A 15,419-nucleotide genomic window follows, 5' to 3' on the forward strand; every position below is an offset into this window, starting at 1 on the left:
CTTCTAATTTTTCTGCTTCTAAACGTTCAGCTTCCGCTTTCTCCGCAGCTAGTTTCTCAGCCTCTAATTTTTCTGCCTCTAAACGTTCAGCTTCCGCTTTCTCCGCAGCTAGTTTCTCAGCTTCTAACTTTTCTGCTTCTAAACGTTCAACTTCTGCTCTCTCTGCAGCTAGTTTCTCAGCCTCTAATTTTTCTGCTTCTAAACGTTCAGCTTCTGCTTTCTCTGCAGCTAGTTTCTCAGCTTCTAATTTTTCTGCTTCTAAACGTTCAACTTCTACTTTCTCTGCAGCTAGTTTCTCAGCTTCTAATTTTTCTGCTTCTAAACGTTCAGCTTCCGCTTTCTCTACAGCTAGCTTTTCAGCTTCTATTCGTTCTGCTTCTAACCTTTCAATTTCTAGCTTTTCATTAGCTAGTTTTTCTGTCTCTAAATTCTGAGCCGCTAGCTTTTCAGACTCAACGGTTTCCTCTGTCTTTTCTGCAACTGATTTTTTTCCAAACCAGGAAAAGAAGCCTTTTTTCTTTGTCATTAATTAAAAACCTTACTCACGACTACCTGACCTGCTAAAATAGCAAACCTTAAAATTGTTCACTATATTAACATCATATCCTCGGACTAAAAATTATATGAGTCGAAATCAGCACACTAAATCTAATGAAAAAAGCAGAAAATCGATCAAAGGCGGATTTATTCGACTGATCTCAGGAAAATGGCGCGGAAAAAAACTACCCGTCAAAGATATTGAGGGATTACGCCCAACGACAGATCGTACTAAAGAGACACTTTTTAACTGGTTAATGCATGATATTAATGATGCATCTTGTTTGGACTGCTTTAGTGGCAGCGGTAGTTTAGCATTCGAAGCTTTATCGCGTTTTGCACAAAAAGTGACGTTACTTGAAATGGATAAAACCGTTGTTAAACAATTACGGGAAAATATTACTGCTTTAAATGCGGATAATGCGAGCATTATTGAGGGAGACTCCCTTCGCTATCTCAGCCAAGTAGCAACAGAGCAATTCAATATTGTCTTTATTGATCCTCCTTTTAACAAAGGGTTAGTTCAACCTTGTTGCGATGCGTTACAAGCAAATAGTTATCTTGCACCTGATGCGCTGATTTATATTGAATGTGAAGTTGAATTAAAGGACTTAAACCTTCCAACCTCTTGGCAGCTTTTAAAACAGAAAAGTACTGGTCAAGTAACGTACCAATTGTATCGCCAAGGATAAACATGAACTACTTTATTACTTTTGCGAAAGCATTAATGATTGTTATATGGGCACTATTACTGAGTAATCTGTTTTTTCCTTTTCCAGGTAAAGCAGAAATAGTATTTTATCTATTGCTCGGATTTGTTATTTTTATGCATTTAATTCAGCTGCTAATGATCTATGGAGCTTTTTCAGAAAAGTTAAAATTGACTAAGTTAGAAGCGGGTCAGATTTTTATTTTTGGCGTATTTAAGCTGTGGCAGATAAAAGGACGATTGCTGTAATAATAGATGTGTAACGGCTTAAACCGTTGCACATAGATATAAATAGAGGTGCTTAGCAGAGATGCTCTTCTGGCATACTAACGCCCTCTTCAGACTCAACAAATTTTCCCTTCGACGATAAGAACTCAATAAGGTCGTCAGCAGTTAAATCACTACCCATACAAGTATGAAAACGAGCATCTTCGCCGAATTTAGTTGCGATCTCCGCTTTCAGTGCAAGCTTAGTGTACGTTTTTTCTGATGTAGCCATCATTTCCATCACTTGATGACCGTGAATTGATTCACTCATTTTATACCTCTCTATTGTTAATTAGCCTCACTATAACCTAGTGAAATAGTAGGGTATTGACTTAAAACAAATAATGCCCTTGTGTAATAATATTCTGGTGGCGTTTATTGATAATACCAAGTCCATTAATTTAGTGTTCAAATATTGCGCCGGAAAAAGACGTTAGTTCAAGGCGCAAGTTGCGGCTAATGGTTATTCCCTTGGCAAAACTTGTAACGTAGAAATAACGTCTTTTAACCAGCAAGATTGACCAGATAATTAATGGATTTGGTATAACCAATGATTAAGGAAAAACCATGATAAAACAGAAAATAATGCGGATTGATAATGCAGTTTGTTATAAACAATATAAATGAAAAAAGGCGAAAACCGTTAGGTATTCGCCTTTTTATTAGTCTTAATATTCATTCCCTTGAGAGTATCCACGCCCTTGTGGTTCCTTGACAATTGCTAATCTAAGCAGTTTCCCATTTCTTGTTCCCTGAGAGTGTCCTTGATCCCTATTAACAATCCTATTGCAGCCGCTTCTACCTTGAAGGTGTCCCTAATCTAATCCTTTAGATTGTCCATTCATCTCTATCAGCAATATTCTATTGCATCTTTCTTACCGTCAATGGTTGAGAAAGTATCCTTGATTATTGCTCCAAGCATTTCCTAACCCATTCCTTCTGGGCTTCCTTAATCCGTTGTGTAATTGAATCTATTACACTGCTTTTATCCTAAAGCATCCCTAAAACAGCTCCGAGCTTCAACCCCTTTACCAATCCCTCTGGTATTCCTGCTATCCATAATACAATCTCTATTGTATTCCCTCTTCTGAGGAGATCCTTAATGCGCTTATCCTAAACCCGTTAACGCTGGCTTCCATTTAATTCTAAAGCGCTTTATCCCTTAACTTGTGAACAATTATATAGGGCGATTACAGAAGCAGAGGCTATATATTGAATTCACTATTTGAGAAGTGTAAATATTATAGGAAGGAAGATATTTTAAATAAATAAAATCAAATAGATAAGAGTTTATTATTTTTCTTTGTTAGTGATAACAAACAATATAAAAAGGGAAAGTCTTACTGGAAAATAGTCAATCTCTTACAAATAGCACTATTTTTTGTATGGATAAATGAGAATGTAATAAAAGAGTGCCCAATGACACTCCTTTATTGTGATTATATTTGAAAAAATAACAGGTTATTTAACTACCCATTGCCCTGAAGCGTTTTGAATATATTGCCCTGCCGCGGTTTTTTTAATGGTCTTTTCACCAGCAAGCAATGAAACTTGATCTAGGGTCATGCCATTTTTTTCTGCTATCTGTGAGTATTTAGCAAGACGACGCAGATTTATCTCTTTCACTAACGTTTCTACTTCTACAGAGCTTTCAACGACACCTAATAAACCATTCGTTTGTTCACCAATTAATCCCAGCTCTTTGGCATCTGGTAACTCAATTGCAACACTGGAAAAACTTAATATTAGGGTAAATAAGATTAATAATTTTTTCATTTCTAGATCTCTCTTTTATCTTTATGTAATTTGTAGAATTTACCTACCGAGCATATTTATCGCTAACGACAAATTTATAACCTTTAAAATAATCCACTCTCGTCATCAAATAGATCATCTAACTCTTTATCTACTTTGACACGTATTTCATGATCTATTTTTACATTTAGGTTAATTGTAATGGGCTCACTGGGCATTGCTAATTCGACACGAGGGGTACATGCAGATAACAAGAATAACCCTGTTAATATCGACATTGTTGATAAATAAGTTTTTCTTTTAACTGGCACTAATATCTCTCCTTTATATCGCGCACTAACTGCTCATTAAAACGTAAGCTTTGTAATAGTTTTAGAATATTCTCTTTGTGTGAGTAGTTAAAGTTGACCGGCTGGGTTCCGCTGACTGTTGGACTTATGCCTTTAATCTCAATATCTAAATCACTCTCACCATCATCAGTATAACCGATTCTTCCTTGCATGGTATCAAACTGAAAATTTGATAATAACTGCATGGTAAATGAAAAGGCAGGGTTACCACGCCCCATCGCTTTAATTACGGTATTTTCAGGTACCTTAATATATCCACCTGGTGCACGGGCAAAAATTATTCCATCATTAATTTCAATACCGGCTTCCGTTAACTTTAATGGCAACATTCCATCAACTATCGCCTTGCTTTCTATTTCAGGATAAGCGCTGTATTTGATCACTTCAGGCAGACTAATACCGGATAGATTTAGTATTGTTTGGCTAGGAGCAATAAGCTTAAAATCATCTAGATCTAAACGCCCGCCTAGTAACCGTGCTTTAAAATGATGCACTATTGGCTGTCCAGCATTCAATTGAGCATCAACCGTTAATGCTTGAATAGGGATGCCAACAAACAAGTTATTAATATCAAGCCGTTGTGTATCTTCAATAATAGTGACTTTATGAGATGCATCTATACGATAGTGTAAATGGCTATTCAGCTTGACTCCATCAAATAAAAGTAGCTCTTTTTTTCCTGAGATATCATCAGAAATTAATCGGCTTTCGACAGATAGCAGCGCATGTCGCCTATTATACTGAGCAGATAAATCAATTATCACCTCTCCGGTCTCAATTTCTACTAATGCTAAAGCATCTAGGTAGTTCTTTGACGCATCAGATAATTGCTTTAGGTTAATACTATTTTTTGTAATTTGTAAGTTAGCGACCGCTTCACTTAACAGCAAGCTTCCACGCAGTTTCTGGCTTAACAGCGTGATAACCCAATCTACTTGTAAATTACTGCCGTCGTTCTCTGCATCTAATTGCATTAACAGAGGGGGCAATTTTTGTTTGTCGATGCGTATTCGTTTACTTTTACCACGTTCAACACTAGTCAAAATATGGCTACTGCCAATGCGAATATCTACCGGTAAAGATACAACTTCCGAAGTAGAATAATCAAACATTATAGGGCCACTATTTTTCAGTTTAATATAACCAACCTTCCAGACTTTCTTGTCAGAAATAGGTAATGCAACTTGCTGTGCATTCAACGCCAAATTTGAGAGTGTTAATTGGGTGTTTGCTAGGTCAAGATCACCATCTATGGATAATGAAGTTGTCTCTGATAAATCTTGAGCTAGCCCTTTCCATTCAAGATTAAACTGACCTTTTTGCCACTGTTTAAGCGAACTTTGATAGTGCACTATCAATTTCCCACTTAAGTGACGACTTTGAGTAGCGCTGAACTGGATATAGTAAGGTAGTTTTGAAACATTAACCGTTGCGTCTAAAGTGAGTACTTTACTTTTAAAATCAAACTTTAATTCACCACTAAACAGATCACTATTAACTATTACAGAGAGGTTTGAGTCATTATTTTTAATCGCCAATGAGGCTGAAAACATTGATTTAAGATGTTTTGAAAATAGCCTAATGCTATCGAGTTGCAATTCAAAATTGGGGAGCATTGAAAATTGCTTTAGCAACTGTGTTAGCTGTTTATCTGTCTCCTTCGGATTAGTTGGAGCAGACGCTTTACTCACTTCCCCCGATGTACAATCTAAGTCCCAATTAAGCAATCCAATTCGGCTGTTTATTAAATTGCCTGCTTTGCTCACCTGCAGGTCATTAATTTTATTTTGAGGGCAGCCTTTGTCTGGCTGTAAGCTTTTCATATTCGCCGATAACAACGGCAACCAAGCCAAGCTTTGGATCGAACCAGTATTACTATTTGACTGTACAGAATAGCTTGATAGCAACACCACTAAAAAAACAATAAAAAAGGCAACTCCTTTGCCTGTATTAATCATTTGAGGTTATTGTCCCCACTCAATAATACCGTCAATCTGTTTGCCATCGTCACTGACGATCAACCATTTGATATGCTTTTCACGCATCAACTCTTCCGCTTCTGATAGGCGTGTATGAGAAGAGATAAAGCAAGGGTTTTTATTCATCAAGTCACTCGCAAGTGTATCATTGATCGTTTGTCCCGATATCAAGAAGCGACGTAGGTCACCATCGGTTACAACGCCCTGTAATACGCCATTATCCATCACTAAAGCAAGTCCCGTGCGTGTTTCGGTCATCACGAGTAACGCATCCGTTAAAGAGGTATCAGTATTAACGAAGGGTAAATTTTCGCTACGCATCTCATTTTTCACGAAAGTCAGCAGACGTCGCCCTAAACTACCGCCAGGGTGAAAGCGTGCAAACTCCATCGGTGTAAAGCCTTTCTCTACCGTCGATACAGATGCAAGAGCATCACCGATCACTAAAGTTAGCGTAGTCGAAGTAGTAGGTGCTAAGTTATTAGGGCAGGTCTCTTTTTCAACACTCGCATCTAACACTACATCCGAATTTTTTGCTAATGAGGAATTAACCCCACCCGTAATAGAGATAATTTTATTACCAAAACTTTGCAGTGAAGGGATGATTTTCAACAACTCATCGGTTTCACCACTGTATGAGATAAGCACCATCAAATCTTGCGGTGTCACCATGCCTAAATCACCATGAAATGCTTCACCGGGGTGTAAGAAAAAAGAGGGAGTCCCTAATGATGCTAAGCTCGCTGATATTTTTTTACCAATATGCCCTGATTTTCCCATACCGCAAATAATCACTCGCCCTGTGCAGTTTTTAATCAACGCCAATGCTTGAAGGTATTCATCACCTAACGCTTTACTATGTGCCGAGATAGCAGCGCTTTGCACATCAAATACAGTGCGAACTTCAGCCAATAATTGTTCATTCGAAAGAGAGAATTGAGTCATAAAAATTCCTTAAAGTCAGTACACCTAAGTTTACTGATCTTTATTTTTTTGAAAAGAGATAAAGGGGATTTTATAGAAATAGGTAGGCAATAGGTAATTAATTGCTCGTGATAAGGGTAATAGTTAATATTACCCTTTGGCATAAGTTTCTGATCTATCTTGTTAGTTACAATAGTAGATAGCGATGATCTATTCAAAAAGAAATAATTAGGAAGAATAAACTCCCTAATATCAATAAATTCAATGACTTTTAGACTTGCGGTGCAACAATAACAAACTGATTTGTATTCGCGATTGGTGCGTACCAATCTCCGTTATAAACATAGTAAGTTGTACCTGCAATCACTACTGTTTGTGCATTCTGAGGCACAGCATTCACGACAGAGCCCTGATTAGCCCCCACCTGATTTGTAACAACAATAGGTGGTTGTACATAATCATAAGTATCATTATTACGCTTGTAGTATACATTGTCTATCAACGCATAACTTATGCCAGCAATCATCATAAGTTTTGCAGCTTTAGGAAGGCGATGGCGGTTATATGAATGGTGTGAAGGCTTATGCACTATAACAACTGGCTTATGGTTAGGCCTGTGAGATGGTTTATGAATCACAGTGGCTGGCCTGTGGTTAGGCTTGTGAGATGGTTTATGGATCACAGTGGGAGGCCTATGGTTAGGCTTGTGAGATGGTTTACTAGACGGCCTATGTCCTGATTGGTGCTGACTTGCATACGTAGGCGCAGATAGTGTAATGAATAAGGCGAAGCTTACTGCATATTGTAATTTTTTTGTAAGTGTTTTTTTTGTAAGTGTTTTGTTTTTAAATAACATGCTTTCAATCCAATTGCGCAGGAATAAAAACAACATTACCCAACCAGTCTAGATCGTATAATTAGCTTTACTCCTACTTTAATTTAATAAAATCAAAGAAAGCCCTAACAATACTCTTCCTATAAGTTCAACTGGCTGACCGCGTCATTTTACTACACATATTGTATTATTAATAGTCAGATTAATATCACGTTTTTGAGTGAAAATATAAAATAATAAAACGCAAGAAGGCGAAAATAAAAAGTATGCTAAATACTAGAAAGGTTGAAAGTAAAAATAAAGGTTTTAACTGAAGACTGATAGCTAACCGCTGACAGCTTAAAAAGAGATGGTCTGTATGACAGAATTTAAACCTAGTGAATAGCCCCAGGGTTCTTAAAATAGACGCTACATTAGCGCTTGTAGAAAAAAGGAAATGTGGTCGGTATGACAGGATTCGAACCTAGTAAATAGCCCCAGGGTTCTTAAAATAGACGCTACATTAGCGCTTGTAGAAAAAGAAAATGTGGTCGGTATGACAGGATTCGAACCTGTGACCCCTGCTCCCCCAGAGCAGTGCGCTACCAAGCTGCGCTACATACCGATTTGATAGCTATTTTAATAACTTATAAAAAGGATGCAACAAAAATAATGCCTTTAACATCACTTTATTGCACCTTAATCCGTTATTTTTCAATTAACTGCGTTCGATATTTAAGCAATTCTTGATTTAACCAATCAGCGCTAAACTGTGGAGCTTCATCGCCGCAAATAATGGTGTATCTTTTTCCACTCATCATGCTTTTGGTTGCTGAGTATTTAATAAAATCTTCGGCACTTTTTATCTTGTTATCATAATAATCATATTTATTCTGAATATGATCTCGTGCATCGACACCATTGTAAGCCGTGCCATTACGATGATAACTACAATCTGTTGTTTCTACAAAATTAAGAAGGTGGTTGATCTCTTGTACTGTATTCGCAAATACCGCTGTACTTGAAAACAGCAGTACTAATGAAAGTAAAAGCTTATTCATTCCTGACAATCACTTACAGAGTAACCTGAACCATTTTCGGTTTTCAATGTAGCCACATCTTCAAAACCTAAAGCCTGTGCATAAGCCACTTTATCGGTTGGAATCGCATGCACATTAATATCTACCGTTGCACCACCACATACAGAAGCAACACCAACATCAGTTAGTTGCCCACACTGTGTTTTACTCACATCAATATTATTATCAGTGAGTAATCTTGCCGTTTGTACACCTGTTTGCCCTTCTAATTCACACTGAATAGCACCAGTGTTAATGTATACCATTGATTCTGGTTGTTTCTCTGTTGTCGTTGAGCAAGCTGAAATTAATAGTGCGCTTGATGCTAATAATAATATTTTTTTCATTGTTTTTTCCTTTCGAAATATAAAGTAAACCCAATCGATTAATAGATAGAGTTAGTTCTAATAGTTTGGTCATTTATTATTTTACTACTGATAAATGAATATTATAGTGTGCATCCTGCACTTAGTTTTTTAGTTTAGTGCCTTAGAAACAAAAATACCCACGTAAGCGCAGGTATTTTTTAGGTTTAATTCAAGCGTAATCTAAACGCTTAAACAATCAAACTCAACTAATGTATCTACATCCGCTTCATAATCAACACCGTCGATACCAAAACCGAACAGTTGTAAAAACTCATCTTTGTAATCTTGATAATCAGTTAATTCAAATAGGTTTTCTGTTGTGATTGTTGGCCACAATTCTGTACATGCTTGTTGAACTTCATCACGAAGTTCCCAATCATCAAGACGTAAACGGCGAGCTTCATCTGTTGTTGCAACGCTGCCATCTTCTTTATAAAGTTGCGTAGTAAATAGACGGTGAATCTGTTCCATACAACCTTCATGTAAGCCTTTCTCTTTCATAATTCTAAATACCATAGAAAGATATAAAGGCATGACTGGAATAGCCGAACTTGCTTGTGTTACAACACTCTTTTGAACTGAAACGTAAGCTTCACCATTTAATGGAGCAAGTTGTGCTTGAATTGCTGTAGATGCACGATCTAAATCTAATTTTGCTTTACCTAGCGCACCATCCCAGTAGATAGGCCATGTAAGTTCAGTACCAATGTATGAGTAAGCAACCGTTTTAACACCTTCCGCTAATACACCCGCTTCACCTAAGGCACTTAGCCAAATTTCCCAATCTTGACCACCCATAACAGTAACCGTATTTGCGATCTCTTCATCACTAGCAGGTTCAACTGACGCTTCAATAATGACATCTTTATTAGTATCGATAGCCGTTGATACATAGGTGTTACCAATTGGTTTTAGTGCAGAACGAATCACTTCACCTGTATCTGGCATTTTACGTACTGGTGCCGCAACTGAATATATAATCGCATCAATTTGACCTAAGTCTTCTTTGATTAACTCAATCACTTTTGCTTTGGTTTCGTGTGAGAATGCATCAGCGTTAATACTTTTTGCATAAAGGCCATCAGCTTTTGCTTGTTTTTCAAAAGCAGCACTGTTGTACCAACCCGCAGAACCAGGTTTACGCTCTGTAGCAGGCTTTTCAAAGAAGATACCAATTGTTGAAGCATCCGAACCGTATGCAGCTGCGATACGTGAAGACATACCGTAACCAGCAGAAGAACCAATTACTAATACACGTTTAGGACCATTGTTGATTTTGCCCTGCTGTTTAGTGTATTCAATTTGCGCTTGTATGTTTTTTTCACAGCCAACAGGATGTGTAGTTGTACAGATAAAGCCACGAATCTTTGGTTTAATGATCATAATTTAATCTCTTCTTTTTGAATAATTTTTATAAGGCACGTATATAAGTGCGTGTAATATACACTGTTTTATTAATGGTTCAAAATAGCAGGTAACTCACCGCTTAATCCCATCGCCTGTTTGATAAACTGTTTTTTCAGTGGGCTAATATTATCGGCAAATAATAGTGCTAAATCACGTACGGTTTTTTGTACTGGATTATCGCCATGAAAGAGCTGTTTTAATAGTTCCATTGAGGCAACCATCTGAGCAGCTTCTGTTTTACGCCAACGCTCAAATTGACGCAGGTTTGTATATAAACCGATATCTTTCTCTGCAGCACGATTTTCCATAATAGATTGCGCCAAACTTACTGCATCTAATAACCCAAGGTTGACCCCCTGTCCCGCAAGAGGGTGGATGGTATGAGCGGCATCACCAATTAGTGCAATGCGATGTTTGGCAAAGTCGCGCGCATAACGCATGGTCAATGGAAAGCTATGACGCTCGCTCTGTAATTCACAAAAACCTAAGCGATTATCAAAAGTGCGAGTCAGCTGTTTATTAAATTCACTTTCCGATAATGCCTTTAATAATGTCGCCTTTTCCGGAGAAACTGACCAAACAATTGAGCAAAGGTTTTCTTCAAACAGTGGCAAAAATGCTAATGGTCCATCGGGGGTAAATACTTGTCGCGCACAGTGTTCATGGGCTAAATCGGTTTTGATGGTTGCCACCAGCGCATGATGGTTATAATCCCAATGGGTAAGTGGAATATCTACTTTATTACGCAACCATGAGTTGGCACCATCAGCACCAACCACTAGTTTAGTAGTGATATTTTTGCCGCTGTCTAATGTCAGCCAAGCTTCTCCATCGCCCATTGCAACATTAGTTAACTTATCAGGTGCATAAAAAGTCACGTTATGTTGTGCTTTGACAACATTTAATAACGCGTGCTGGATCTGCTCATTTTCAATAATGTAACCCAACTCAGTTGCATCAACCTGTTGTGCATCGAATTCAATTTTACCAAAACTGTCTTTTTCCCAGACATACATGCTGCTGTAAGGGGTAATACGTTTAGCATTGATATGTGGCCACGCCCCATTTTGTTCAAAAATAGTTTTACTCGCAGCACTAATCGCACTAACACGAGATGCAGGTAATTCGCTTAATTCCGATGCTTCACTATTTTCAATAATGGCAATATTAACATCACTTTTAGCGAGCGAGGCAGCAAGCGTAAGCCCAACCATTCCACCACCAATAATGGTTAGATCATAGGATAACATCATGATTTTTTGTTCTCACTTATAAATAGGTTAAATTGCCCTTTCGCTTGTTTGACGATCGGAGTGCCAAGGCTCGGGAATAGAGAGATAGCTTGCAGTGCAATCGTGCGCCCTAATACTAAAGGCCAATCATTATTACTAAAGATACGTACAATACTGTCGGTCATAGTAATGGTTGTATTATGGTCGCGCTGACGAGCAAGCCAATAACGATCTAACATAGAAAATTCGCCAAGCTGTTTGATATCATCTAATTGTGCAATCACCCCCGCTAATACACTTAAATCGCGCATACCAAGGTTAAAACCTTGCCCCATCACGGGATGTAAACAGTGTGCAGCATTACCAATAGCAACACCACGATGGGTAATCGGCCTATCTGCTTTACTGAGTTTTAATGGATAACTATCACGTCTGCCCGCTTTCATGAATATACCAGCACGAAAACCAAACGCCTGCTGAAGCTTATCCAGAAAACCTTGTTCATCGAGTTCAAGCAACGCATTAAGGTCACTGTTTTTTATCGACCAGACTAATGAGTAACGGTTATCAGAAAGCGGTAATAGTGCTAAAGGCCCCGCTTCGGTAAAACGTTCATAGGCGCGGTTTTGATGAGTCTTATTAACGCTAATATTAGCGATAACAGCTGAACAGCCATAATCCGATTGTGTACTATGAATCGAAAGTAACTGATTGGTGTGACTATTTGCGCCATCTGCTGCAATACATAGTTTCGTTTTTATATATTGTTGCGTAGATCGATCACCTGATAATTCACAAACAATATGATCTACCTGCTTCGTGGTATTAATGAGCGCACTATTATAGAAACGTTTAATTTGTGGATACAAGGCTAACTGTTGTTGCAGCGCCATGCCGACGTTTTGTAACTCAACTACATACCCAAAGGGTTGCCCCGATTGTGGCGGCTCAAGATCAACAATACCCAAGCGGTGTCGATCAGAAATATGAATATCGTCGATAGGTTGTGCACTTTGGGCAATAGCAGACCACAAACCAAGTTGTTCTAATAATTGACAACTGCCAGCACTTAGCGCAATGCTGCGCGCATCAAACCCTGGGTGAGCCCCCTTTTGTAGTTGCTCCGGATTATTATCGATTAATATGATCTCTATTGTTGGCGACTTTTTAGCAATCGCTAACGCTTGTAAGCAACCCGCCATGCCAGCGCCTACAATAATGATATCCGTCTCAAGATATTGCTCAGTCGTTTTAGACATGTTGTTTTGCACCCGCCATTAATGCCTCAATCTCATCAATTGTTTTAGGTACATCTGCACTTAATACATCCGCACCATGTTCAGTGACAATTAAATCATCCTCGATTCGAATACCAATGCCTTTCCAGCAATCATCTACATCAGCATCTTGGCTAATATACACACCCGGCTCAATCGTGATTGCCATGCCAGGTACTAACAAACGCGGTGATTGTAGCGAACCATATTCGCCAACATCATGCACATCAAGACCTAAATAGTGGCCAATGCCATGCATATAGAATGCCTTATAACTTTCATCTGCAATGAGGGTTTCACGCTCACCGGCTAATATTCTCAACTCCAATAACCCATCTACTAACTGTTCAACCACTTTTTTATTGATATCACTCATCGCAACACCAGGTTTGACTTGGTTGATCGCAGAGATCTGTATGTCTAATATTAACTGATAAAGCTGCGCTTGTTGCTCACTAAACTTGCCATTAACAGGAAATGTTCGGGTAATATCTCCCGCATAACCTTGATATTCGGCCCCCGCATCAATCAACACTAAATCACCATCCCGAAGCTGTTGGTCATTCTCTGTATAATGCAAAATACAGGCATTATCCCCCCCGGCAACGATACTGTTATAAGCCACTTCTCGTGTGCCTTGAAGTGCAAACTCATGCCTAAGCTCAGCTTCTAATTGATATTCCCACATACCTGGGTAACAACACTGCATCGCACGGCTATGTCCCGCAGCAGATATCTCGGCTGCATCCGCTAATAATTGTGCTTCAGCCTCTGATTTGATTAAACGCATCTCATGCAATATAGGCAAGCAATCGACATAACATTTAGGCGCTTTTAATCCTCGTCGTTCACCTGTTCGTAATTTATTGATCACGGTTTTTAGGCTTTTTTCTAATGGTTCAGAATTAAACATAGGGTAATAAAGCGTATCGATACCATTAAGCAGTTCACCGAGGTGATGCTCAAACTGATCGATGATATAAGCTTCATCCATGCCTAACTTAGCAACGGCTCCACTTTGCCCTAAGCGATAGCCATGCCAAATTTCTGCATTTTTATCTTTTTCACGGTTAAATAAGATAGCTAATTCAACATTGGCTTTTTTAATTAACACTAACAACGCATCGGGCTCATTGAAACCGGTAAGATAAAGAAAATCACTGTTTTGTCGAAAAGGGAATTCACAATCATTGTTACGGATAAGATCGTGGGAAGCAGCAAAAATAGCGAGACTATTATCCTGCATTTTTTCGATAAATTGTGTTCTTCGTAACTGGAATTGGCTGATCATAAATATACGTCTAATTTAGTGAATAGTTTTAGAGGTAGGCGTACTCGGCTTACGTGAAAATTGATTGAAACAAAGCATTGCACCGATACGTAAATACTCCACAATCTCAGCATACGCAATTTCAAACTCTTCATCTTCTTGTTCGAAATCAAGACTGACTTGCGATATATCACGAATATCTTTAATTAACTCTTTTATCTCTTCCGTTGATTGGTCTAATGCCTGTTGAACCATACCAAAACCAACCAAAAACCCTTGTGACCATTGCGACATAGCATCACAGCGATCATCAAGTGGTTTATCATCATCGGGTAGTAATAGTGAAAAACCTAACCCATCATCAGTGACCTGATTGACTACTTGCGCATGAATCGCTTTAGCAACGTTTTTTGCTTTAGGTGGTAACCCCATCCCTTCATTGATCACATCATTTAAATGGGTAAGCCAACTTTTGGAGTCAAGCTCAATACCACCACAGATAAAACCAGATAATATACCGTGAAGTTCTGAAGCGCTGGTAAACAGCTCTGCTTCTTCTAAAATTTCAGTTATTTGGGAAAAACTTGGCAAAGGCTCGATACTCATCAGCATTACTCTATAATTGTTAATAATGAACAGAATACTACTATTCCGCGGCTATTGTCGCTAGTAATTACTTGAAAGTTGCTAGCTAGCTAGCTATATTAGTCTCTATTTTTTAAGACTTATTTTCTTATACGGGTTGGTTATGACACATCTTGATATTTCTATTTTAGGACAACAATACAAAATGGGTTGTCCTGATGGTGAAGAGGAGAACTTAGAAAGATCTGTTTTACAGTTTAATGACAAACTGAAAAGCATGAAACAGGCTGCACCAAGCCGTCGTAATGAACAATTAATAGTCATGGCTGCACTAAACTACTGCCATGAGTTGAACGTTGAAAAAATGAAAAATGCGCAGTACACCCGAGAATTAAATGAGCGTATCCAACTATTGCAAGAGACCATTGAACAAGCTTTACTGCCAATTACAACGAATAAAGAGTAAATTTAATACACTAAAATTATTTTAGTAAAACTCTTCTCAACGTCAAATCAACACCTGTGTAAAATAACAAAAAAGACTTTTCAAAGCAGAAAAATAAGCGTAAAGTTATTTCAACCCTCGGGTATACGCTGATCTTGACTAAGTCCCTGAGCCGATAAGCAATACCCCGGTGACTCGGCATGAATGCTATTGAGCAAGCTCGGCTTGTATCGAGAAGCCTACGGCAAACACTGAGACACCACCCTTGACCTTCGGGTTCAAGGTCCAAGTCAATAACGATACCCTTGGGTTACTCTACACATAAGCTATTAGCGGTCAGCTAGTAGTTATCAGTTAAAAGCAAATACTTCTCCCTCAACTATTTATATAAAACTTCATATTCGCGTCGTCAAACTATTCA

At 38.4% G+C, this 15,419-nt stretch carries 16 protein-coding genes, 1 tRNA gene, 1 other RNA gene and 1 pseudogene; 4 read left to right on the forward strand and 15 right to left on the reverse strand.

What is annotated here, in order from left to right; all coding sequences use genetic code 11:
• A pseudogene (locus tag QQK09_RS17070) lies at positions 1-526 on the reverse strand (signal recognition particle-docking protein FtsY); the annotation flags it as partial.
• Between the two features lie 97 nt (positions 527-623).
• Between QQK09_RS17070 and rsmD the strand changes: the two are divergent.
• A complete protein-coding gene (rsmD, locus tag QQK09_RS17075; RefSeq protein ID WP_284205378.1) occupies positions 624-1,229 on the forward strand; it encodes a 16S rRNA (guanine(966)-N(2))-methyltransferase RsmD in 606 nt (201 codons plus the stop codon).
• Between the two features lie 2 nt (positions 1,230-1,231).
• Positions 1,232-1,495: a DUF1145 domain-containing protein gene (locus tag QQK09_RS17080; RefSeq protein WP_284205379.1), complete on the forward strand. Its 264-nt coding sequence runs from the start codon at positions 1,232-1,234 to the stop codon at positions 1,493-1,495.
• A gap of 52 nt (positions 1,496-1,547) precedes the next feature.
• Here QQK09_RS17080 and QQK09_RS17085 read toward each other — a convergent pair whose 3' ends face one another.
• From QQK09_RS17085 to QQK09_RS17150, 14 genes are all read right to left on the reverse strand, one after another.
• A complete protein-coding gene (locus QQK09_RS17085) occupies positions 1,548-1,784 on the reverse strand; it encodes a YecH family metal-binding protein (protein WP_284205380.1) in 237 nt (78 codons plus the stop codon).
• A gap of 1,190 nt (positions 1,785-2,974) precedes the next feature.
• Complete coding sequence (locus QQK09_RS17090) at positions 2,975-3,289, reverse strand: YdbL family probable chaperone protein (RefSeq protein WP_284205381.1); 315 nt, start codon at positions 3,287-3,289, stop codon at positions 2,975-2,977.
• 83 nt (positions 3,290-3,372) lie between these two features.
• Positions 3,373-3,546 (reverse strand): YnbE family lipoprotein, encoded by a 174-nt coding sequence (locus QQK09_RS17095; RefSeq protein ID WP_284205425.1) that lies wholly within the window; start codon positions 3,544-3,546, stop codon positions 3,373-3,375.
• Positions 3,547-3,578: 32 nt separating this feature from the next.
• Positions 3,579-5,576 (reverse strand): intermembrane phospholipid transport YdbH family protein, encoded by a 1,998-nt coding sequence (locus tag QQK09_RS17100; protein WP_284205382.1) that lies wholly within the window; start codon positions 5,574-5,576, stop codon positions 3,579-3,581.
• 6 nt (positions 5,577-5,582) lie between these two features.
• Positions 5,583-6,542: a KpsF/GutQ family sugar-phosphate isomerase gene (locus QQK09_RS17105; protein ID WP_284205383.1), complete on the reverse strand. Its 960-nt coding sequence runs from the start codon at positions 6,540-6,542 to the stop codon at positions 5,583-5,585.
• A 250-nt stretch (positions 6,543-6,792) separates the two neighbouring features.
• Complete coding sequence (locus tag QQK09_RS19330; protein WP_348532718.1) at positions 6,793-7,413, reverse strand: DUF6515 family protein; 621 nt, start codon at positions 7,411-7,413, stop codon at positions 6,793-6,795.
• A 470-nt stretch (positions 7,414-7,883) separates the two neighbouring features.
• A tRNA-Pro gene (locus QQK09_RS17115) sits at positions 7,884-7,960 on the reverse strand.
• A gap of 82 nt (positions 7,961-8,042) precedes the next feature.
• Complete coding sequence (locus tag QQK09_RS17120) at positions 8,043-8,396, reverse strand: DUF5329 domain-containing protein (protein ID WP_284205385.1); 354 nt, start codon at positions 8,394-8,396, stop codon at positions 8,043-8,045.
• Positions 8,393-8,761 (reverse strand): hypothetical protein, encoded by a 369-nt coding sequence (locus QQK09_RS17125; protein ID WP_284205386.1) that lies wholly within the window; start codon positions 8,759-8,761, stop codon positions 8,393-8,395. The genes QQK09_RS17120 and QQK09_RS17125 overlap by 4 nt, the downstream gene beginning before the upstream one ends.
• 201 nt (positions 8,762-8,962) lie before the next feature.
• Positions 8,963-10,165: an enoyl-ACP reductase FabV gene (gene fabV / locus QQK09_RS17130; protein WP_284205387.1), complete on the reverse strand. Its 1,203-nt coding sequence runs from the start codon at positions 10,163-10,165 to the stop codon at positions 8,963-8,965.
• Positions 10,166-10,236: 71 nt separating this feature from the next.
• Positions 10,237-11,442, reverse strand: a complete 1,206-nt coding sequence (locus tag QQK09_RS17135) for an FAD-dependent monooxygenase (RefSeq protein WP_284205388.1) — start codon at positions 11,440-11,442, stop codon at positions 10,237-10,239.
• Positions 11,439-12,680 (reverse strand): 2-octaprenyl-6-methoxyphenyl hydroxylase, encoded by a 1,242-nt coding sequence (ubiH, locus tag QQK09_RS17140; RefSeq protein ID WP_284205389.1) that lies wholly within the window; start codon positions 12,678-12,680, stop codon positions 11,439-11,441. Before ubiH ends, QQK09_RS17135 begins: the two co-directional genes overlap by 4 nt.
• Positions 12,673-13,989: a Xaa-Pro aminopeptidase gene (gene pepP, locus QQK09_RS17145; RefSeq protein WP_284205390.1), complete on the reverse strand. Its 1,317-nt coding sequence runs from the start codon at positions 13,987-13,989 to the stop codon at positions 12,673-12,675. The genes ubiH and pepP overlap by 8 nt, the downstream gene beginning before the upstream one ends.
• A 15-nt stretch (positions 13,990-14,004) precedes the next feature.
• Entirely contained in the window at positions 14,005-14,574 is a 570-nt protein-coding gene (locus tag QQK09_RS17150; protein ID WP_284205391.1) for a UPF0149 family protein, read from the reverse strand.
• 142 nt (positions 14,575-14,716) lie between these two features.
• Between QQK09_RS17150 and QQK09_RS17155 the strand changes: the two genes are divergently transcribed.
• Together QQK09_RS17155 and ssrS are read left to right on the forward strand one after the other, a co-directional pair.
• Positions 14,717-15,019 (forward strand): cell division protein ZapA, encoded by a 303-nt coding sequence (locus tag QQK09_RS17155; RefSeq protein ID WP_284205392.1) that lies wholly within the window; start codon positions 14,717-14,719, stop codon positions 15,017-15,019.
• 110 nt (positions 15,020-15,129) lie between these two features.
• A non-coding RNA gene (gene ssrS / locus QQK09_RS17160) (6S RNA) lies at positions 15,130-15,313 on the forward strand.
• The last annotated feature ends 106 nt before the right edge of the window (positions 15,314-15,419 follow it).

This window comes from Psychromonas marina (assembly GCF_030161115.1).
Classification (GTDB): Bacteria; Pseudomonadota; Gammaproteobacteria; order Enterobacterales; family Psychromonadaceae; genus Psychromonas; species Psychromonas marina.

What these genes read in the sequence shown, in the direction of transcription:
- fabV (WP_284205387.1), bottom strand. Translation starts at nt 10,165, where the DNA reads ATGATCATTAAACCAAAGATTCGTGGCTTTATCTGTACAACTACACAT.
- QQK09_RS17155 (WP_284205392.1), top strand. Translation starts at nt 14,717, where the DNA reads ATGACACATCTTGATATTTCTATTTTAGGACAACAATACAAAATGGGT.
- ubiH (WP_284205389.1), bottom strand. Translation starts at nt 12,680, where the DNA reads ATGTCTAAAACGACTGAGCAATATCTTGAGACGGATATCATTATTGTA.
- QQK09_RS17095 (WP_284205425.1), bottom strand. Translation starts at nt 3,546, where the DNA reads ATGTCGATATTAACAGGGTTATTCTTGTTATCTGCATGTACCCCTCGT.
- pepP (WP_284205390.1), bottom strand. Translation starts at nt 13,989, where the DNA reads ATGATCAGCCAATTCCAGTTACGAAGAACACAATTTATCGAAAAAATG.
- QQK09_RS17125 (WP_284205386.1), bottom strand. Translation starts at nt 8,761, where the DNA reads ATGAAAAAAATATTATTATTAGCATCAAGCGCACTATTAATTTCAGCT.
- QQK09_RS17120 (WP_284205385.1), bottom strand. Translation starts at nt 8,396, where the DNA reads ATGAATAAGCTTTTACTTTCATTAGTACTGCTGTTTTCAAGTACAGCG.
- QQK09_RS17085 (WP_284205380.1), bottom strand. Translation starts at nt 1,784, where the DNA reads ATGAGTGAATCAATTCACGGTCATCAAGTGATGGAAATGATGGCTACA.
- QQK09_RS17105 (WP_284205383.1), bottom strand. Translation starts at nt 6,542, where the DNA reads ATGACTCAATTCTCTCTTTCGAATGAACAATTATTGGCTGAAGTTCGC.
- QQK09_RS17100 (WP_284205382.1), bottom strand. Translation starts at nt 5,576, where the DNA reads ATGATTAATACAGGCAAAGGAGTTGCCTTTTTTATTGTTTTTTTAGTG.
- QQK09_RS17150 (WP_284205391.1), bottom strand. Translation starts at nt 14,574, where the DNA reads ATGAGTATCGAGCCTTTGCCAAGTTTTTCCCAAATAACTGAAATTTTA.
- QQK09_RS19330 (WP_348532718.1), bottom strand. Translation starts at nt 7,413, where the DNA reads ATGTTGTTTTTATTCCTGCGCAATTGGATTGAAAGCATGTTATTTAAA.
- QQK09_RS17080 (WP_284205379.1), top strand. Translation starts at nt 1,232, where the DNA reads ATGAACTACTTTATTACTTTTGCGAAAGCATTAATGATTGTTATATGG.
- rsmD (WP_284205378.1), top strand. Translation starts at nt 624, where the DNA reads ATGAGTCGAAATCAGCACACTAAATCTAATGAAAAAAGCAGAAAATCG.
- QQK09_RS17090 (WP_284205381.1), bottom strand. Translation starts at nt 3,289, where the DNA reads ATGAAAAAATTATTAATCTTATTTACCCTAATATTAAGTTTTTCCAGT.
- QQK09_RS17135 (WP_284205388.1), bottom strand. Translation starts at nt 11,442, where the DNA reads ATGATGTTATCCTATGATCTAACCATTATTGGTGGTGGAATGGTTGGG.